Genomic DNA, 18951 nt, shown 5'->3' on the forward strand with positions numbered 1-18951 from the left:
ATCAAACACTTACAATAAATGGCATAATGCTTGTTTTATGTTGTGGGAATCTAAAATCCACGACATATGAAAACGATACAATTACTTTTAGGATTTGTTCTTGCCGGTGCACTACTGGCTTCTTGTACCACCGATGTCATTATCGAAGATGAATTTATCGAAGAATCAGCATTCAATACGGCCGTAGTATTGGAGTCATATGACCTGTGGTATGTTGATATTAATGCGACACGGGGAAATGGCGAAGTACCCTTTTTACAGCGCGCCTTTACCATCTCCTTTAATAATGGCGTAGTTTACGCGAACAACAATATTGTAGGTATCGGCAAAACAGGAAATGGTTTCGGCATTGATGTGGGAACCTTCGGAACCTTTAATGGTGCCGTTGAGATAGACCATGATGTAGACGGACTTTGGCTCCTTGATGTTTTCGCAGTAAATGCGAACACGCTCGAATTACGAGATCCACGCTCTGGAACTTCGTATTTCATCAACGGGTATCAAACCAACAATTTCGATTACGACTTTGTCTTCTACGATAACATCGATTATTTTATTCAAGAATTCGACGCTTGGGAAAAAACCTATACGAGTCAAGAAGGCGCATTGAACGATTTCGACGATGAAAATTTTCTGCAATTTCTCCCTACGCTGTTTCGATCATCGATAGACGCTCCCGGAACGTCCTTCAATAATTTACAATGGGATTTTCAAGGCGATTATGAGGTGTATGACGTAGAAAACGATGAAACGCTCAAAACTTTAACACTTGGTTACGATGGTATGGGCAATGATTACTTTGAACTCTACGTTATTAATGACAGTACCGCAGAATTGTATCATCCCGATAGTGGAACCACGTACGAATTTCGGGGAAGAGGATACCAAGAGTACTTGAAATCGGGCAAAAGCACGGTTGAAAAGAAACGAAAAAAGACTTCAAGACCGGTAATGAAGGTTAAACGAAGTAAAAAATAAAAACGATTTTTTTGGTTGGTTATTTAGTTAGAGACCGCCTCGACTCCTAAAGTCGGGGCGGTCTTGTTTTTGAGAAGGCGGGTAAACTAGGAAACTACATCGTTCATGATGATTTTATCAATAGGCGTTTCATCTTTGTTATGTAAAACTGAAATATCACCTGTAGTTTCGAATACCACAGCCCTTACCTGAGAAAGCTGTAGGACATTGGCTTCCCGTAATTTTCCCATTAGGTCGGCTTGGCTGACCAATGCCTTTTTTAAATTTTCATGAAAGATTTCTCCATCTTTCATCAACAGGATCGGCGTGTTCGAAATAGCATTTTCAAACTTATCGGAGGAAGACCGCAGCTTGGCGAAAACGACTTGAAGTATGGCAAGAATCGCTATAGAGATGAACGCGGGCATTAAACTACTCCCTGGCTTGTTGACCGCATCGGCAAGAATAGAGCCCATGGCTATGGTTACGGCAAAATCGAAACTGCTCATTTTGGCGAAAGTCCGTTTTCCGGCAATCTTCGTGACGAGTGTGATGTATACATAAATACAAATTCCTGCGACCAGCATCTTTAAGATGACCGATAATTCTATTTTGGTAAAAATATCCATAGTAGTATATTAAGAATTTATTCAAATCTTCAAAGCGGGAATGTACTATCTTAAAAGTAGTTAGGGTAGTGCGGAACCATTTTTTCAGGACTCGGAAGCCATTTTTCTTGAACCGATAACTAAGCGCTTGCGAAACTCGGAAGGGTTTTCCCCAGTCACTTTTTTAAACGTCCGATTAAAATAGGAAAGGCTCTCAAAGCCGCATTCATAGCAGGTCTCACCTACATTTTTTCCTAGTAAAAGTAACCTCTTCGCCTGTGAAATACGGTATTGGTTTAAAAAGCCGACAAAGGTACTGCCCGTCGCTTTTTTAAAATAGCGGCAAAACGCAGGTTTGCTGAGGTTGCAAAGAGCCGCTACTTCTTCGAGGGTAATCTTGCCTTGGTAGCGTTCGTCTATTAAAGCATAAATCTCCCGTATACGCGATTGTTCTTTTTTACTGTATGTATTTACAAATGGCTTTTTGTGCAGCATGGTAAAATCGCCGCTGTCCGACAGTTTTTTAAGAATGTCGATGGTCGCCATGAAGAAGTCAAAAGGGGGCAATCGGTGTAATCGCTTCATGAGTTCGCCCACATTTTTTTTTGTTTGTCCCGAAAATGCCAATCCGTATCGGGAAAGCTCCAGCAATCGGTTCAGTGATTGCAGTTCGGGCATTTGCGCTACAAAATCCTCTTTGAATGAGGATTTAATGTGAAGCACTTCCTTACGATATGAGGTTTTTACACCATGATCAAAATTGAGATGGGGAATGTTCGAGCCGATGAGAACCAGGTCGCTTTCGGTGTAGGTGGAGATATGCTCCCCAACATGACGGGTAGCACTGGCGCCTTCGATATATACGAGTTCGAATTCGGGATGAAAATGCCAGTAAAAAAGGTGATTAAGCTTCGGGTCGTGCATCAGTCGAAACGGACTTTTTGACTCGGGACTGATACTTTCAAGCTGGATTTTCATATTGAAATATAACAAAATTGGCCAATAATTATGTTCATTAATAGCAAAATATCAATATTGTTCAAATTTAGGTCAATATGACGGTAGATTACAATATTGTATTGCCGTAGTTTTATCCTATCGATACGAACGCTTTTAAAACCTTCAAACCATGCAACAGTCAAATTCAAAAACCGAGATGGCCAACAAGGCCCACAAAGAAATCCCAGGAAACCCATCTACGGCGACCAGCAGTAAAATCAAATTGAACGACCGTTCCAATGGTGAACCATTGCGCGTTTTAAGCGAAGAGAACTGGGCCTTCTGGAAACACAATGGCTATATCGTCATCAAAAATGCCGTTCCCAAGGAACAAGCAAAAGCGACAGCCGATTTCCTGTGGGAATTCGATGAAAAAGACCCCAATGACCCCGAGACCTGGTATGCGCCCCCACGGGCCGAAATGAAAATGAAGGAACTGACCGGCACCGGAATGGTCGAAGTATACAACCACCAACATTTATGGAACAACAGGCAGATGCCAAAAGTGTACGATGCCTTTGTCGATGTTTGGGACACCGAAAAACTCTGGGTGACCATAGACCGGGCAAACCTGAACTTTCCGTTAAAACCAGGCATAGATAAAAAAGGCTTTATCCATTGGGATTACGACCCGGAAACGCGACCCCAAAATGTTCAAGGGGTTCTCGCATTGGCCGATCAAACGGATGAAAACATGGGTGGCTTTCAATGTATACCATGGCTATACCGTAATTATGATACTTGGAAATTGACCAAGCCCGAAGACCGAGACCGGTTTCAACCCGATATTTCGGAGTTGGAGGAAAAAATCGTAAAAGTAAAAATGGAAGCTGGCGATTTATTGATATTCAATAGTACTGAGCCCCACGGCATACGCCCGAACAAGTCGAAAGACAAAGTTCGCATCGCGCAATACATTTCGATGATGCCGGCAGAAGAAGATAATGAGGAGTTGAGAACCTGGCGAATCAATTCTTGGAAAAACCGAATTGCTCCTGAAGGGTATGCCTTTCCAGGAGATCCTAGAAATTGGGAGCAAACCAAATATAAAACTGCCGAGCTTACCGATTTGGGAAAAAAACTGTTGGGCTTGGAGAAATGGTAGCAATGATACCCGGCACCACATACATTTAGAGTGTACAATGATTTATCAGTTTGTTGAAATCGAATCCTCAAAGAACTATTCCGTAACTGAGAATTGGGCCTTGTCCCGCTGTTAAATAAAAGAAAGTTTTCAAGCTATGGCATTATGCAGCCCCAAAAATAGTATTGATCTTAGCATTAAAACCCTCTGGTCATAAACATGAAGTCTCTTTATGTTTAGTATAAAGTGCTATCTTAGATTGAATTACAGATAACATGGAATACAATAGCCCCGAGTTCCGTAAATGGCTGGATAAGCTTCAAAAAGAGAGCTGGCAATTAGAACTTATCATTTCAGGTTTTGCGATTTATGGCCTATTTACGGCAATAGATCCCATAGGCATAAAGAGCGAAATGGCCTATGTTAATGGCAACATGGTGTATGCAATCATTTGGACCATAGTAGCAATGGCATTGTATATATTGTTGTTTAATTTGGTTCTCCACGTACTTTTACGCGGGCTTTGGATAGGAGCAATCGGGCTTAGGTACGTATCAGGCGATATTGATTATGAAAATTTAAACTACTCTTCAAAATTCACTTCTTTCTTAACAAAAAAAGTGGGATCATTTGATCGATTCATCGCGAAATTGGAGAACTACTGTAGCGTTCTGTTTTCGGTCTCATTTCTATTGATTTTTTATGTTATCGGCGCTCTTGTTGCCCTCTTTCTAATGGGCTTTTTCTTTTGGGCGATATCTTAAATATTTGAACATCCACCGAAGCTGATAAAATATACAGTTTTGCTTTTAATGCTTCTTTTTTCTTTTTCGACGTTCCTAGTTTTTTTGGATTTTTTGGGACAAGGTTTCTTGAAGCGAAAAAAATGGACATCTACCCTCTATTTTCCTATATACAGGCTTTTTGGGTTTATTACCCTATCCTTTTTATATCGCCCGTTGATTTATAATTTTTTGGATAACAAATTTGGAAAACGTCTTAGCATTTTATTATTACCCATCTACGTTATTATCATTCTTCTAAGCAGCTTGGAATACAACAATTCCAATTACCTCAAGGTAGAAAGAGACTCTTCTGAATTTTACAGTGCAAACAATCATTACGAAAATTTATCTGAAAAAGAAGATACTTTTATCTCCGTCGCAGCGATTCCGTCTAAGGTCATAGAAACAGACTACTTAAAGGTTTTCTTGTTATATAGCGAAGAAATGGAAGACTTTATATTTGAAATGGATGAAAAACTGAAACCCAAAGAGGATAAGCGAACATTCTATTCCAAATTTTTTTCTGAATTTAAAAGGGGCATGGACATTGCATCGGGTAAAAAGGAGGCAAACGATATTGCCAACTATTTGAAGATAACCAATCAATTGTATCATCTTAAAATCGACTCGACTGATTTCGAAAGCAACTTTGTGGTAGCTACGAATAGTAAAGAAAGGATAGGTTTCGAGACATATTTGAATATAAAGGATTTGGAAGCCGGAAAAAAAGTTTTAATCATTGAAGGACCGGTTAAATCAGACAGTTTCGAACCTGAAAGTGAAACGACGACAAAAATTTTGGTTACCATACCTTTTTGGTACTTTCCACAAAATATTTCACCAATTTTATTATCGAAAAAAATTGAAATGGATACTGCGGTTAACAAACAAGCTTTACCTTAATAATTTGTCTTCCTGAATACTTCGGAAAATCGATGAATTTCATAGCTTTCATTTCATCGAAATCCAATAAAAAAAGTGTACACTGCTTATTCCAAAAAATTTGTATTCGATGGCACTTTACGGATAGCACCTATGCTCATCATGCAATTTTTTTTGTAAGAGATTCGGTAAGAAGTGAATAAGCCTTACTTTTGCCGGCTTAGTTTCAGCGCAGTTTCTGAAATAAATGCCGCACCAATGAAAAAGTATCTGAATCTTTTCGATTTCAAACAAAAGGTAGATTACAAGACCGAAATACTATCGGGATTAACCGTAGCCTTGGCTTTAGTGCCCGAGGCAATCGCTTTTGCCCTTATTCCAGGATTTTCTCCTTTGACCGGCTTGTATGCCGCTTTTGTCTTGGCCTTGATTACTTCTATATTCGGAGGGCGACCAGGAATGATCTCGGGTGCCACTGGCGCAGTGGCCGTGGTTTTTATCGGCTTGATTTTGGAGCTCAAAAGAAATTTTCCCGAGATAGAACCCGAAACGATATTGAACTATGTTTTTGCAACGGTCATTGTCGCCGGGGTACTACAAATTGGTGCTGGACTTCTGCGATTGGGAAAATTTATTCGTTTGGTGCCCCACCCGGTAATGTTCGGGTTCGTGAACGGTTTGGCCATTATCATCTTTATGGCGCAATTCCCCAATTTTTATCAAAAAGGAACGGATGCCCTATTGGAAACCACACCATTCATGATTATGCTAGGGCTCACCTTATTCACCATGCTCATTATTTGGGGCCTGCCTAAACTAACAAAGGCGATTCCTTCATCCTTGGTTGCGATTGTAGTGGTTTCCGCGATAGTGATAGGCTTTGGAATAGATACCCTCACCGTAGCTGATACGATGAAAGAGGGTGAGTCCATCAAAGGCGGGTTTCCGCCGATATCTATTCCGCAGATACCGATTACTTGGGAAACCTTTACGATTATCTTCCCTTACGCCGGCATTGTTGCCGGGGTGGGCTTGATCGAAAGTCTGTTGACCTTGAACATTATCGATGAAATTACCGAGACGCGGGGTAGCGGTAATCGGGAATGTGTGGCACAGGGTACTGCGAATTTTCTTTCTGGATTCCTGTCCGGTATGGGTGGTTGTGCGATGATCGGCCAGAGTTTGATCAATACCTCGTCGGGCGCAAGGGCACGTCTCTCGGGAATTACGGCTGCGGTTATGCTCTTGGTGTTTATCATGTTCGGATCGAGCTTGATCGAACGTTTGCCCATGGCCGCCTTGGTGGGGCTGATGTTTATGGTCGCTATCGGAACTTTTGAATGGGCCAGTTTTAAAACGTTCAGAAAGATGCCAAATTCGGATGTGGTCGTAATGGTATTGGTCACTTTGATTACGGCGATCACGCATAATTTGGCCATCGCAGTACTGTTGGGTGTGATCATTTCAGCTTTGGCCTATTCCTGGGAGAACGCCAAACGAATTCGGGCCAGAAAACGCATCGATGAAGATGGCGTAAAGCACTACGAGATTTACGGGCCTTTATTTTTCGGTTCTACGACAGCTTTTGCTGAAAAGTTCGATATACAGAACGATCCGACCGAGGTTATCGTTGACTTCAGGGAGAGCCGTGTAGCCGATATGTCCGGAATCGAGGCACTGAATAAACTAACCGAACGCTATCGTAATGTTGGGAAAAAAATACACCTCAAGCATTTGAGCAAAGATTGTATACAGTTGCTCGAAGATGCAGAAGACATCATTGATGTAAATGTTTTGGAAGACCCTACTTATAAAGTGGTCGTAGACAAACCCAAAAAGAAAGATGCGGAGGAGCAAAATCCGTTTAAACTTTGGGGACTGTAAGATTTTCAGGCCTTACCCCTTTTTTTGACGAACTAGGACTCCCGTTCCAGCCGAACCAATATCGAAATGATAGTTGTTTTTTAATTCTTTTGTTATTTCTGTCTACGGCATCTTCCTTCTTGGTTATTTTTCCTATGTCTTTCATACACTGTTTTTAGAGAGGTTGTTTAGTAGAAAGACGAAGCAATAGGGAAGAAGAGGATAAAATTTTGTTAAACTTTTTTTAATAGGCGTAATTTTTCACACGCTATTTGGCTTTATTACTCATTCCCATAACGTAGGAACCATATACCTGTTCAAAGCTCATAAGTTTAGCTATGCGCATTTTGATTGTTCTAGTTCATCGCTAGCACCGCTGTTGTCTTCTCGGGTAGTCTGCCATCTTTATGCAAACTCGAAAGAAACACTATTTCTTTGGAATGGATGTTCGGGCGATTCCTGTTTACAGCATATCAGAGGAAAAGTACCGATAAGGAAACAAAAAGTGCCGTTATCCATACTGAATGGATAACGGCACATAAAATTTTGATAATGCTTCCTACAACGTTCTTAAATATTCGGCCACCTCACGTGTCTCGTCGTCGGTTAAATTTTGATTGAGCATAATGGCGTTATTGTATTCCTTTAATAATGCCTTTGCAATCGGGTCTTCTTTTAGCATCCCGTCGGGATTTTTGATCATGTTCATTACCCAGGCCGGGCTTCTTCTTTCGTAAACCCCTTTTAAGGCTGGGCCTATCATACGTTTCTCGGCCATATGGCAGGCCGTACAAATGGCCTTGTATTTGGCTTCTCCGGCCGCGGCCATTTCGGCGTTTATAGCCTCATCGAACGAGACATCCTTAAACGGACCAACACCATCATTATCCATATCTACAGGTACGGCTGCTTCCTCTGCGGCTTCCGTCTTTTTCTCTGGTTTGGCGGTCTTCATTTCAAAGCCCTCTTTTTTCTCTTCCTTCTTCTCGCCACAGCTAAAGATCAAACCGCCCATAGCCAACAGGATTATTATTTTTTTCATATGTACTGTGTTTTTGGCTGAAATCGCTTCAGCATCTCTATTGTTTTAGTCCTCTAATATAAGCATTAGGTAAAATTAAAGCACTTCTTCGATAAACTTTATCGCTCTTTTTTCGCTGTACGTGGTATTTTTTGAACCGAAGTAGCCGACATGTCCGCCATATGCGGAAACTTCCAAATACAGATGGGGATTAGAATGCGCCTCCTGGTATGGGTAACATTCGGGCCCTAGGAAGGAGTCATTTTTTGCATTTAGTAGTAATGCGGGAATCTTGATATTCGGTAAAAACTGCAAACAGCTGCATTTTTCATAATAATCCAAAGCATCCTTAAAACCATGGGCCCTGCTGGTATAGATATCATCGAAGTCTTTTAGGGTAATGACATTCTTTATATCGGTATCCGAGATTTTTTCGGGGAAGAGTCTTTGCTTCTCCCGGAGCTTGGCCACCAAATGTTTTTTGAATCGAATGGCGTAAGGAATATTCTTGTATTTCAATAATTCTTTCAAGGAGCTGTGCAGGTTGCAGGGCACAGAAATCCCGATACCTGCCTTGATTTCCTCTGGAAGCTCTCTGCCTTCGCCCAAATATTTCAGGGTCATATTGCCGCCCAAACTAAATCCTTTAATATAGATTTCTGCATACTTATCCAGGGTCAGTATATGTTGTATAACGGCATCTAAGTCTTCAGTCGCTCCGGAATGATAGGAGCGGTAAAGTCGATTGGGTACCCCGCTACAGCTACGCAGATTCATGGCACAAACATCGTAACCGTTTTGATTGAAGGCCTTGGCACTACCCGTAATATAGGCACGTTGCGCATTGCCTTCTAGACCGTGAATAAGCACGACCACCTTTTGTGTTCTGGAAACCGAAATACTCCAATCCAAGTCTAAAAAGTCCCCGTCAGGTAAATCGATTCTTTCCCGTTTTTGCTCAAAATCAGATATTTTACGCCAAATTCCGGCATAAATAGTCGATAAATGGCCTTTTTTGAATAGAAAAGGAGGGTTGTAGGTAGATGGAATAACAGGCATCAATAAAGAATATTGTCTTTTGGCGTTACCGCTTCGGGCAGCTCCTCCTCGTTCAACATATCCCGTAAATCGATTTCAATGGTTCTGCAAAGGGCAGTCATAGGCACATCGTTGATGCGCCCCTCGAACGGATCCTCGCTATTGTCACCAACGACTTCCATGGTCGTGAATATCCATGAAATCAGAACGGAAAACGGAATCATGAGAAATACGTACCAAGCCTCTATCGTTCCAACCGAAGCCATCGAATCATCTTCAAAGACATCCAATAAACCAAAAGGTAAGAGTAATACGAAAATCCACGTAAATACTTTGGAGAAATAACCATATTGCCTGGGAAATGGCGTATTCTTGATTCGTTCACACTTTCCCTGAAGGTTATAGAACTCCTCTAAAACCGATTGCATCTGATCTTCTTGAAACCCGTCGATAATCTGCTTTTGCTTTAAATCGCACACATCGAAGGCTTGGTTTTTGACCAAATGCGTCGCGGGGTTCACTCTTTTTTTCAAATCTATGAACTCTCTCTTGTTCACAAAATTATGGGCCTCGTTGCAAGATATATTACGTTCGTCGTGTTTGTCGAAAACTTTTTCGACCATACGATTTTCTTTGAGCGCCCATGATTTTGGTTGGCGCAGTTGCACGCGCAACGCATTGATCCACCCGATATGCCGGTGAATCATTTGGGTATGCATTTTTTTATCGTATTCTGGATTGTCACTTCTTACGAAACTTAGTACTTGTATTGCCCAGGTACGGCTGTAATTTACAATTCCGCCCCATATTTTACGACCCTCCCAAAAGCGATCATAACTTTGACTATTCTTAAAGCCGATATAGAAGGCGACTGCTATACCGATAACGCTTAGCGGTTGAAACGGAATGTGAATAAACGACCACCCCAAAAAATGATAGATACAAAAGATACCTGTAGCGTAAAGGGTGAAGAAAATTAGGTTTTTCCATGCATATCTAAGGATCAGGCCCCAACCAATATTGCGTTTTATGTACATCTGAAAGTATTTTTATAGTAGAACGACGAAAGTTAAAAATACACAAAAGTTTGCCAATCCGAGGTTTGGGCAAAACGGCCGGTTGAAATCTTTATCGTAAATTTAGACATGGCTTTGAAAATGAAAAAATGCGAACATCTAACGGCAATTTCGACCATCAGGAAACCACAAACCCATAAATGTGCGGAATGCATTAAAATCGGCGCAACCTGGGTTCATCTAAGAACTTGCCAAAGCTGTGGTATTACCTTATGTTGTGACAGTTCGCCGAACAAACACGCCAGCAAGCATGCCAAGGCCAACGCCCACCCTGTGATTATTTCCGCCGAACCCGGCGAGAAATGGATGTGGTGCTACGAACACAAATTAATAGCTAGATATTAGAAAATGACAGATCCCAGATTTCCGGAATTGACCCAACGCCAAGTCGGCATCTTAAAAGAGCAGGGTACCGTAGAATTTTTCAAGGAAGATACCCGTGTATTTTCCTTAGGAGACCTTCAATATGATTTTTTCGTCGTGCTCGAAGGAACGATTTCCATCGAAGATCCTACGAACGATAATAACGTAATTGTAGCACACGGCAAAAATGAATTTTCCGGCGATAGCGGAATGCTCTCGAATAGAGGGGCGCAGTTTCACGCCATTGCCAAGGCAGGTACTACGCTATTGCGTTTGTCTCCTCTTGAATTACGAAGGACAATTGCACAGCACAGCGATATCAGCGATTTGCTTCTCAATGCCTTTTTGTTGCGGCAACAGACCGTTCTAACTGAATATGTAGGCGGCCTCAAATTAGTAGGTTCGGGCAATTCCAAGGAAACCTATGCCATTCGCGATTTTATGGACAAAAACCATATTTGGTACAATTTTGTGGATGTCGATAGTTCGGAGGAAGCCGAGGGGCTCCTTCTTAATTTTAATCTAGAGAAGGCCGATTTGCCCATTTTGATTACCAACGACTCGAAAATCTGCAAGAATCCCTCTTTGGATTCCGTAGCCAGAAATTCGGGGGTGCTTATGGATTTCGAGGATAAGGTCTTTGATCTGCTCGTCATCGGAGCGGGACCTGCTGGTCTGGCGGCTAGCGTCTATGCGGCTTCTGAAGGATTGGAAGTTGTTACCATCGATAGCACGGCACCCGGCGGTCAGGCAGGAAAGAGTTCCAAGATAGAGAACTACTTGGGGTTTCCCACGGGTATTTCAGGGAACGACCTTGCCCATAAGGCTTATATTCAGGCGCAAAAGTTCGGCTGCAATATTTCCATCCCGCATCGGGCGAAGAGTATTGCACATACGGGAAATCATTTTGTGCTATGCGCGACCAATGGAAAAGAAATAAAAACCAGGGCCTTAATGGCGGCAACAGGAGCTAATTATAGTCGGTTGCCCATCGAGAACATTGAAAAGTATGAAGGAAGCGGGGTGTATTATTCCGCTACGGGTATGAACGCGTCTTCGTGTAAGGATGAGATTGTCGGTGTGGTGGGTGGTGGCAATTCCGCTGGCCAAGCTGCACTCTTCTTGGCCGATCATGCCAAAGAAGTACATGTGATTTTACGGGGAAATGACCTTGGGGCGAAAATGAGCGATTACTTGGTACAGCGCATCGAAGCGGCTCCCAATATTTTTGTGCATTTGTTGACGGAAGTAAAAGAATTGAAGGGGGAACACCATCTGGAATCCTTGATTTTAGAAACCAAAGCAGGCGATAAGGAAGAAAAGCCGATTACCAACCTCTTTACTTTTATCGGGGCCAAACCGGGTACGGACTGGCTGGAAGGACTGGTCGCCACAGATGAAAAAGGCTTTATTTGCACCGGACCCGGCATTCAGGAAGAAGACCTTTCCAAGTGTGCCATCTTTCAAAAACGAAAGCCCCAGTCGCTCGAGACTAGCATCCCGGGATTTTTTGCGGTAGGTGATGTTCGAAAAGGCTCGGTGAAACGGGTCGCTTCGGCGGTTGGAGAAGGCTCCATGGCGATAAGCCAAGTGCATCAATTTTTGGGCGAACTTAAGGCACAGAAAACAATTGCTGTATAGGGTAATAGGTAAGGTGCTATCCACTATGCCCAGTACGGGCTTTTCAATGGCCAAACTGGTCGAGATATCGTATCCGCCTTTTTCCGAACGGAATTTTGCTTATTTCGGATAGGTTTCCAACACTTGGGCTTGTTCTTCGATGGCGGCCTTAAATTCCGATTTCAATGCGGTAATCAATTGCGCTACTGGAACGGAGTCTTCGATCAGTGCGGAACCTTGGCCTGCGGACCAAATGGTTTTCCAAGCCTTTGCCTCGGTATCGAGTTCTTTTCCAAAATCGATTTTCGTGTCTTTTTTAAGGTCTTCTTCTGTAAGTCCCGCAGCTTTTAGGCTTGCTCCTAAAAAATTAGCGTGTACCCCTGAAATCGCGGCCGTGTAGACCACATCACTGGCGCCCGCATCAATGATCATTTTCTTGTATTCTTCCGGTGCCTTGCCTTCATCGGTATTGATAAAACGTGTGCCCATATAAGCCAAATCGGCACCCATTTGCAGGGCGGAGGCGATATCGCGACCCGTACTGATACATCCGGAAAGGATAATGGTCTTCTTAAAGAACTTCTTGATTTCGGCGACCAAGGTCATCGGGTTGATGGTACCCGCATGCCCACCTGCTCCAGCGGCCACCAAGATGAGTCCGTCTACCCCGGCTTCCTGCGCTTTTTCGGCATGTCGTTTTTTAACGATATCGTGAAAAACCAATCCGCCATAGCTATGAATGGCATCGACCACCATCGAGACCGCACCCAAGGAAGTAATGATTATGGGTACTTGGTGTTTGACGCACAATCTAATATCGGCTTCTAAGCGAGGATTCGTAGGATGTACAATAAGATTTACGCCGAAGGGAGCGGGTTTTTTACCGGTTTCCTTTTCGTAGGCTGCTAGCTCCGATTTGATTTCGATAAGCCATTCCTCAAAACCTTCGCTAGTTCTTTGATTCAGTGCCGGAAAGGTACCGACAATTCCATTTTTACAGCATTCTATCACCAATTTTGGTCCAGAAATAAGAAACATGGGAGCAGCAATGGCAGGTAGGGAAAGGTCTTTGATAAAGGAAGGGGTAGTACTCATATATGGTGATTTTGTGAATCCTAAAAATAGGAATAAAAATTCAGGCCTCTAAAGCCTGCTTTCAAAGCTACGGATTTTTTAGGTTGCTATGCGCGCATAGTAATTGAGTTAAAGTAGGAATTTGCCTAACCAAAGATTCAATAAACATTTTGATGATAAAAACAAATAATTAAAAACTTAAGGATTTTTAAAAACAAAAATAAAAAATGTCCGTAAATTTGTCCGTGTACGTAAAACCGTCCGTGAATAATTATGGCAACAATTAATTTTTATTTAGACAAACCTGACAAAAAAGGGTATGCACCAATTCATCTTCGAATAAACTGTAATGGAAGCCAAGTTAAGGTTTCTACAGGACAAAAAATAGAACCAAAAAACTTCAATAAATCCAAACAAAAAGCGATTGGTTTAAGTGTAGAAACTCATGAAATAAACCATTATTTAAATTTCCTGAGAGAACGAGCGGACGAACTTTTGCACCACTCTAATAAAAAAATCTTTGTACAAAACGAAGTTAAAAGCGTATTGAACGAACACATAGAAAATTATAAAGAAAATAGCAATGTAAATATTGTGAAGGAGCAAGTTGCACTATATGGAAAACCATTCACTTTTGTTGATTTATTTGCTGGAGCTGGTGGTTTTAGTGAAGGTTTTTTGCAAGCTGAACACAACAATAAATTCTTCGATTTCGTCGTTGCCAACGATATAAATGAAAATTGTGAATTAACTCATGTTGTGCGTTATAATCATCAGTTAGGATTGGATACTGAGTTTTTAAAACAGGATATAACTGAACCTGACTTTTTAGATAATTTATTAGAAAAAATAGACGGACGTAAAATTGACGTTGTATGTGGTGGACCACCTTGTCAAAGTTTTAGTCTTGCAGGAAAGCGAAAAAAATTCGATAAAAAAGACGACCTTTTTTCTCACTATTTAGAAGTCATTAAGGTTTTACAGCCTAAATACTTTGTGATGGAGAATGTAAAGGGCATTTTGACCAAAGAAGGTGGAAAAATAAAAGAATTGATTATTAAAGAAATCAACTCCATTGTTGACACGAAGGAAATACCATTGCTAAATGCATTCATCAAAAAAATACGGACAGAATCAAATTCTTTCCTTTTTGATAGTATTGTAAAAAGAGTTGAACTGGAAAAACTACTTGAAAAAGATAAAGAAACTGGGAAAGCTGATTTTATAGGCTTTGTAGAGAATAGATTTAAAAAACTAACCCCAAAAATCGTTGACTACAAAACCAGTAAGACAGATCAGAATATTAATACAATTCGTCACGGTTTTAACCTTTTGGCAAGAACTAAAGAATGGGAAAAATTAAAACGGGATATTATCAAAGAAAAGGATTTTTGCAATATCGATAGTGATGATTTCGCAAATTCCTTTACAAACTTTTTAACAGAGATAAGCTCTGAAAATATCATTACAAAAATCGAGAATTCTTTTAAAGCTTTGAAAGTCCCAAACAATTACAGAAAGCATTGTGAGAATATTATCACTGCTTTAAAAATATACACAACATCTTTTGATGAATCCATAGAGATTTTAAAATCTCATTGTAACGAATCACAAAAAAATGAATTAGAGACTATTCTTAGAAATATTAGGCTTTATAAAATAGAACAACCATTTGTCGCTAACGCATCAAATTATGGAGTTCCTCAAAATAGAGAAAGAGTACTTTTTATAGGTTGTCGCAAAGACCAAAAATATATTTCCGAAATCCCCGCAACAGTTTCAGAATTTGAAAAAGTGACCATTTTTGAAGCCTTGTACGATTTAGATTTTATTGGTAATAACCAAGAAGCACATCGATATGAAGAAATTGATATTTCCACTCAATACAATGGGACTGCAAAGAAAATGGTTAAACTTCTAAAAAAAAGGAAAATTGATGGAAAACCAATTTCCAAAGGTGGTAAATCATTTGCCGAATGGTCAAAAAAAGGTAGATTAATTGAACGTTTTAAACCTCAAAAAAAACCATTTTACGTCAAGAATTCAGAAGGTCTGGAGAATGGAGAGAAATATTTCGACATACTTAACAATCATAAAACAAGCAATCAAAACGAAACTGTTGTCGAAAGACTCGGAGTAATCTTAAAAAATGGTAATTATAGAAAAGCACAACCAGAACTTGAAAAATTAAATCTTTCTACAAATAAGAGAAATTACAATGTTTTAAAACCACATGAGCAAAGCTCTACAATAATGACTATTGCCGACGATTACATTCACTACAATTCGCCAAGGTCTCTAACAGTTAGAGAAATGGCACGCTTACAATCGTTTGACGACTCATTTGTTTTTCAAGGAAAACGGTCTACTGGTGGAAATAACAGAAAAACAGAAGTGCCACAATACACCTTAGTTGGAAATGCTGTTCCACCTTTATTGGCTAGAGCAGTAGCAAGTGAAATTTTAAAACATATCAATTGAGAAAACTTACAGTTGCAGAACAAGAAAAGATAAAATTACTGACCAAAAATCAAGTTTCTCTAACTCTAATTGAACCTACTGAAACCGGACTAAAAAAATCCATTATGGACGCAACAGGTTCTGTTCGCAGTTATTTGAAAAGTGAAAACATCCACGATTATGAATTGCAAAATCAAGGCACAAAAAGCAAAATAATAATACAAACGATAATTCATACTGGTTTTAAAATTATAAAGTCTAAAGCATCTTTATATAGGCCTTCGACAAAAAATGGAGACCCAAGAATTTGGTTTTATAACCTAAAAAAGATTGCTGACCCGAATGATATTATAGCAATAGCCTATTTTGATGATAGATTTCAAATTTTCAACTTGACAAAATTAGATGTTAGGTCGTTAATTTATTCTTCTATTCAAAATCCTTTTCAAGATTTAATCAATGCAATTAACACGACCGAAAACGAAGTTGCATTCGAGCTTTTGGCAATGTTGAGGAAAATAGCAAATGCTGGTCCAATTCCTTCAATGGTAAATGCAGACACCTCAGTTGGGAGAACATTAGAGACAGCTCTTGGAATTGAAATTAACTCATCAAAAAACCCAGATTACAAAGGGATTGAGTTAAAGTCTTTCAGAAATAATCGAACAAACCGAAAAAATCTCTTTGCGCAGGTTCCTGATTGGAAGTTAAGTAAGTTTAAAAGTTCAGCAGAAATTCTAGATAATTTTGGTTACCAACGTGATGAAGATTTTAAATTGTATTGCACAGTTTCAGCAATTACAAGAAATTCACAGGGTTTGAGTCTAAGAATTGATGGAGAGATAAAGCAATTGATTGAAAACTCTGAAAAACAAGAAGTTGGAGATTTTGTGGTTTGGAAATTGGACAAACTGCACCATCGTTTAAAATCAAAACACAAAGAAACATTTTGGGTAGAAGCCGAAAGTACCAGAATAAATGACCGCGAACATTTTCAATATAAACTGGTAGAGCACACAAAAAAGCCAATTGCTTCTCAATTTGATCTTTTGATTGAGCAAGGAATAATAACACTTGATCATTTAATTAAGCGAAACTCAAGAGGTCGCGTTGTAGAAAAAGGACCGCTATTCAAAATTAAGCCTATGGGAATTGAATTACTATTTCCACCAAGCGAAAGTTATAGCCTAATCTAGGCCGTACTGCCAACGAGGACAGTTGTATATATTTTAGGCCGAGCCATCGTATCTAGCGGCAAAATAACACAAGAAAACAAAATGCTGGACTATATAAAAGAAGTACTAAAAAATATGCCCGACGGATGGTTGCACCTCACCACCCACCGCCTGGATATTTATGATGAACAATTGGCAAAAACCCAATTTTTAGAGCAGTTTGAAGTACTGTATAAAGCGAATAATGCCACCCGATCGGCCCTTGAGAAGTTACCAACGGCCTACGATTACATTCGCTTGGGGCATCCGCTGTCCTGCGTATTGGAATGGGCGATAGCCAAATTGAACAATGTGGAGGCAGAAAACGTAATTGGTTTTTCATCCGAGACGACCCCTATTCTAGCTGTCCTTCGAAAAAATCTGTTGGAGCAGGTCAACACCCAAATTTGCTATACCAACGATTTGCCCGAAAATTTTGATGCAGAATTAATCAAACGAGTGTACGGGTATCACTTTGAATTCAAAAAAGTAGAAAGCTTAGAAGCAATTTCCGAATTCAAGGGAAGTACAATATTTATTTCTAAACCGGACGATATCTCAAAAGTAGCCCGCAATTCAAATATCGACTTTTCCGTGAATCTGTACGGAGAATTGGGAAGTCTGTTGGTCGTCTACGGAGCACAGAATGTGACGTATATCCAAGAAATCCAACACGTACGACGAAGGGAGACCATTGCCATGACACCTTCCGATTGTCTTTTGGCTTTACAACGGCTGACCGGGGAAGCCTCAATAAGCATTCAAGATATTGATATGGACACGGCTAAAAAAACGGTTTTGGCCGAAATCGCGGATATCACCGGTGCACCCACCCCACCCCTGGTCGGTTCAAGTGGCTTATCGGTTCAATACGCCATTATGATGGGGCTCGTTCATGAGGCTTTGGAACATCACCCAGAAAAAGCCATTAAATTTATCGTGCCTCCCAACTGCTACGGTGGCACCAATGACCAAGCGAGACGTGTTGCCACTTGTCTGCCCCATGTAGAAGTGGTCGATTTACTGGTAGATGGCGAGAACGATATGGTACAAAGTATCGATACCATCCTGAATGACATTGCCAAAGAAGATGCGATTCCGTATATCATAGCCGAAATCCCCACCAACCCAAGGGTCGAGGTCCCGGATTTATTGAAATTAAAGTCCGTATTGAATGCGGTTCGTAAGACGCCCTCTGGCGAATTGGCCGTTGATCCCGTTTTTATTTTGGACCAGACGTTTTGCCCAAATCTGCACTTTTTAGGACAGGGTGAAATATTGGATACGGGCAGGGCGATTTCCTATGCGAGTGGGTCTAAATTCCCCAGTGGTGGACAATGTACGGCGGGCTATGTGGTCGGAAATAGAAAAGCCGAAGGTTTAATGGGGAAGATAGCATTGCACCTGCGTCTTTGCGACAACGAGGCGACACCACATCAATATCAAATATTGGCCGAACAACTGCCCTCAATGAACCAACGAATTCGGGAAGCCTATACCAACACCCGTGAGTTTGTAGACTTCATTCAGGCCAGCTTACCATCCGCCAAAATCAATTTCGTTTCGGAAGAATTGGCACAACAAGGGTTTATGCCTTCGGTATTTTCGTTAGATCTTCCGACTAAGGGAGATACGCCCGTAGAAAAGGAAGCCTATAAGAGAGCGTTGAATCACAAACTGATTCAGATGATGATTACCGAAATTCCCGAGGAGAGCAAGTATTGTGTCAGCTATGGGCAGCTAAAGGGATGTTATTGGACGATTCCCGCAACGTCTACGCAAGGCACCACAAAGGAAGGCGATAAAGACTATATTGCCCGTGTGGCCCTTTCTCCATCTATGGATTTAGAACGGCATAAAGAGGTCTTTTCGGAATTTGTGGAGCAGATTTGAACAAGTTGCAGCCA

17 protein-coding genes are annotated in these 18951 nt (G+C 40.8%); 10 read left to right on the forward strand and 7 right to left on the reverse strand.

What is annotated here, in order from left to right:
* Window positions 1-66 precede the first annotated feature (66 nt).
* Complete coding sequence (locus FGM00_RS18970; protein WP_138854430.1) at window positions 67-978, forward strand: nicotinic acid mononucleotide adenyltransferase; 912 nt, start codon at window positions 67-69, stop codon at window positions 976-978.
* An 86-nt stretch (window positions 979-1064) separates the two neighbouring features.
* Here FGM00_RS18970 and FGM00_RS18975 read toward each other — a convergent pair whose 3' ends face one another.
* Together FGM00_RS18975 and FGM00_RS18980 are read right to left on the reverse strand one after the other, a co-directional pair.
* On the reverse strand, window positions 1065-1586 hold the full coding sequence (locus tag FGM00_RS18975; protein ID WP_138854431.1) for a DUF421 domain-containing protein: 522 nt from the start codon (window positions 1584-1586) through the stop codon (window positions 1065-1067).
* Between the two features lie 84 nt (window positions 1587-1670).
* Window positions 1671-2543: an AraC family transcriptional regulator gene (locus FGM00_RS18980; RefSeq protein WP_138854432.1), complete on the reverse strand. Its 873-nt coding sequence runs from the start codon at window positions 2541-2543 to the stop codon at window positions 1671-1673.
* A gap of 151 nt (window positions 2544-2694) precedes the next feature.
* Here FGM00_RS18980 and FGM00_RS18985 point away from each other — a divergent pair, with 151 nt between their 5' ends.
* From FGM00_RS18985 to FGM00_RS19000, 4 genes are all read left to right on the forward strand, one after another.
* Window positions 2695-3669 (forward strand): phytanoyl-CoA dioxygenase family protein, encoded by a 975-nt coding sequence (locus FGM00_RS18985; protein ID WP_138854433.1) that lies wholly within the window; start codon window positions 2695-2697, stop codon window positions 3667-3669.
* Between the two features lie 254 nt (window positions 3670-3923).
* Window positions 3924-4412, forward strand: a complete 489-nt coding sequence (locus tag FGM00_RS18990; RefSeq protein WP_138854434.1) for a hypothetical protein — start codon at window positions 3924-3926, stop codon at window positions 4410-4412.
* 210 nt (window positions 4413-4622) lie between these two features.
* Window positions 4623-5336 (forward strand): hypothetical protein, encoded by a 714-nt coding sequence (locus FGM00_RS18995; RefSeq protein WP_138854435.1) that lies wholly within the window; start codon window positions 4623-4625, stop codon window positions 5334-5336.
* 237 nt (window positions 5337-5573) lie between these two features.
* Window positions 5574-7199 (forward strand): SulP family inorganic anion transporter, encoded by a 1626-nt coding sequence (locus FGM00_RS19000; RefSeq protein ID WP_138854436.1) that lies wholly within the window; start codon window positions 5574-5576, stop codon window positions 7197-7199.
* Here FGM00_RS19000 and FGM00_RS19860 read toward each other — a convergent pair.
* The 4 genes from FGM00_RS19860 to FGM00_RS19015 all read right to left on the reverse strand — a co-directional run bounded on the left by FGM00_RS19860 (window position 7180) and on the right by FGM00_RS19015 (window position 10274).
* Window positions 7180-7344 carry a hypothetical protein gene (locus tag FGM00_RS19860; protein ID WP_175416272.1) on the reverse strand — a complete coding sequence of 55 codons (165 nt, stop codon included), beginning with the start codon at window positions 7342-7344 and terminating at the stop codon, window positions 7180-7182. The two genes, FGM00_RS19000 and FGM00_RS19860, sit on opposite strands and share 20 nt — an antisense overlap.
* A 393-nt stretch (window positions 7345-7737) precedes the next feature.
* A complete protein-coding gene (locus FGM00_RS19005) occupies window positions 7738-8220 on the reverse strand; it encodes a c-type cytochrome (protein ID WP_138854437.1) in 483 nt (160 codons plus the stop codon).
* A gap of 75 nt (window positions 8221-8295) precedes the next feature.
* Window positions 8296-9258: a YheT family hydrolase gene (locus FGM00_RS19010; protein WP_138854438.1), complete on the reverse strand. Its 963-nt coding sequence runs from the start codon at window positions 9256-9258 to the stop codon at window positions 8296-8298.
* Entirely contained in the window at window positions 9258-10274 is a 1017-nt protein-coding gene (locus FGM00_RS19015; RefSeq protein ID WP_138854439.1) for a bestrophin family protein, read from the reverse strand. The genes FGM00_RS19010 and FGM00_RS19015 overlap by 1 nt, the downstream gene beginning before the upstream one ends.
* 120 nt (window positions 10275-10394) lie before the next feature.
* On the opposite strand from FGM00_RS19015, the gene FGM00_RS19020 reads away from it, so the two are divergent.
* Complete coding sequence (locus FGM00_RS19020) at window positions 10395-10658, forward strand: UBP-type zinc finger domain-containing protein (RefSeq protein WP_236263020.1); 264 nt, start codon at window positions 10395-10397, stop codon at window positions 10656-10658.
* Between the two features lie 3 nt (window positions 10659-10661).
* Window positions 10662-12317 carry a cyclic nucleotide-binding domain-containing thioredoxin-disulfide reductase gene (locus tag FGM00_RS19025; protein ID WP_138854441.1) on the forward strand — a complete coding sequence of 552 codons (1656 nt, stop codon included), beginning with the start codon at window positions 10662-10664 and terminating at the stop codon, window positions 12315-12317.
* 99 nt (window positions 12318-12416) lie between these two features.
* Here the strand turns inward: FGM00_RS19025 and FGM00_RS19030 are convergent, their stop codons facing one another.
* A complete protein-coding gene (locus tag FGM00_RS19030; RefSeq protein ID WP_138854442.1) occupies window positions 12417-13391 on the reverse strand; it encodes an NAD(P)H-dependent flavin oxidoreductase in 975 nt (324 codons plus the stop codon).
* Between the two features lie 252 nt (window positions 13392-13643).
* On the opposite strand from FGM00_RS19030, the gene FGM00_RS19035 reads away from it, so the two are divergent.
* The 3 genes from FGM00_RS19035 to FGM00_RS19045 all read left to right on the forward strand — a co-directional run bounded on the left by FGM00_RS19035 (window position 13644) and on the right by FGM00_RS19045 (window position 18937).
* Window positions 13644-15851 (forward strand): DNA cytosine methyltransferase, encoded by a 2208-nt coding sequence (locus FGM00_RS19035; RefSeq protein ID WP_138854443.1) that lies wholly within the window; start codon window positions 13644-13646, stop codon window positions 15849-15851.
* Window positions 15848-17026, forward strand: a complete 1179-nt coding sequence (locus FGM00_RS19040) for an MvaI/BcnI restriction endonuclease family protein (RefSeq protein ID WP_138854444.1) — start codon at window positions 15848-15850, stop codon at window positions 17024-17026. Before FGM00_RS19035 ends, FGM00_RS19040 begins: the two co-directional genes overlap by 4 nt.
* A gap of 81 nt (window positions 17027-17107) precedes the next feature.
* Window positions 17108-18937, forward strand: a complete 1830-nt coding sequence (locus FGM00_RS19045; RefSeq protein WP_138854445.1) for a PLP-dependent transferase — start codon at window positions 17108-17110, stop codon at window positions 18935-18937.
* The last annotated feature ends 14 nt before the right edge of the window (window positions 18938-18951 follow it).

This window comes from Aggregatimonas sangjinii (assembly GCF_005943945.1).
GTDB lineage: Bacteria > Bacteroidota > Bacteroidia > Flavobacteriales > Flavobacteriaceae > Pelagihabitans > Pelagihabitans sangjinii.

Coding starts and splice junctions, on each gene's coding strand:
- FGM00_RS18970 (WP_138854430.1), top strand. CDS start 67: ATGAAAACGATACAATTACTTTTAGGATTTGTTCTTGCCGGTGCACTA.
- FGM00_RS18975 (WP_138854431.1), bottom strand. CDS start 1,586: ATGGATATTTTTACCAAAATAGAATTATCGGTCATCTTAAAGATGCTG.
- FGM00_RS18980 (WP_138854432.1), bottom strand. CDS start 2,543: ATGAAAATCCAGCTTGAAAGTATCAGTCCCGAGTCAAAAAGTCCGTTT.
- FGM00_RS18985 (WP_138854433.1), top strand. CDS start 2,695: ATGCAACAGTCAAATTCAAAAACCGAGATGGCCAACAAGGCCCACAAA.
- FGM00_RS18990 (WP_138854434.1), top strand. CDS start 3,924: ATGGAATACAATAGCCCCGAGTTCCGTAAATGGCTGGATAAGCTTCAA.
- FGM00_RS19000 (WP_138854436.1), top strand. CDS start 5,574: ATGAAAAAGTATCTGAATCTTTTCGATTTCAAACAAAAGGTAGATTAC.
- FGM00_RS19860 (WP_175416272.1), bottom strand. CDS start 7,344: ATGAAAGACATAGGAAAAATAACCAAGAAGGAAGATGCCGTAGACAGA.
- FGM00_RS19005 (WP_138854437.1), bottom strand. CDS start 8,220: ATGAAAAAAATAATAATCCTGTTGGCTATGGGCGGTTTGATCTTTAGC.
- FGM00_RS19010 (WP_138854438.1), bottom strand. CDS start 9,258: ATGCCTGTTATTCCATCTACCTACAACCCTCCTTTTCTATTCAAAAAA.
- FGM00_RS19015 (WP_138854439.1), bottom strand. CDS start 10,274: ATGTACATAAAACGCAATATTGGTTGGGGCCTGATCCTTAGATATGCA.
- FGM00_RS19020 (WP_236263020.1), top strand. CDS start 10,395: ATGAAAAAATGCGAACATCTAACGGCAATTTCGACCATCAGGAAACCA.
- FGM00_RS19025 (WP_138854441.1), top strand. CDS start 10,662: ATGACAGATCCCAGATTTCCGGAATTGACCCAACGCCAAGTCGGCATC.
- FGM00_RS19030 (WP_138854442.1), bottom strand. CDS start 13,391: ATGAGTACTACCCCTTCCTTTATCAAAGACCTTTCCCTACCTGCCATT.
- FGM00_RS19035 (WP_138854443.1), top strand. CDS start 13,644: ATGGCAACAATTAATTTTTATTTAGACAAACCTGACAAAAAAGGGTAT.
- FGM00_RS19045 (WP_138854445.1), top strand. CDS start 17,108: ATGCTGGACTATATAAAAGAAGTACTAAAAAATATGCCCGACGGATGG.